Annotated in this window: 1 protein-coding gene; it reads right to left on the bottom strand. The window is 42.8% G+C overall.

The window, feature by feature from the left end; all coding sequences use genetic code 11:
- A partial coding sequence (locus LZP73_RS19875; protein ID WP_234236635.1) for an enoyl-CoA hydratase/isomerase family protein occupies positions 1-205 on the bottom strand: 205 nt, incomplete at its 3' end.
- Positions 206-304 lie beyond the last annotated feature (99 nt).

The raw sequence follows: 304 nt of genomic DNA on the forward strand, positions 1-304 counted from the left end.
TAATATCGCCGCCCGCACAAAAGAATTTATCGCCGGTTGCCGTTAATTCGACTAAGCGTAATGCCGTGTCATTTTCAATTTCATTTAAATAATGGTCGAGAGATTCGATCATTTCTTCATTAATAGCATGACATTTATCTTCACGGTTCAATGTCAGGCGGCAAGAAGCCGCCGCTCTGCTGAACAGAACGGGTTGGTCACTCATGATTATTCCTTAACAATAATGTGCGATGCGATCGACGCTAATATCCAGCGTGCTGTTAATATCTTTCTGCCACCAGTACGGTGAGAATATTTCCAGTTC

This window comes from Shewanella sp. AS16, from assembly GCF_021412365.1.
GTDB classification, from domain to species: domain Bacteria; phylum Pseudomonadota; class Gammaproteobacteria; order Enterobacterales; family Shewanellaceae; genus Shewanella; species Shewanella salipaludis.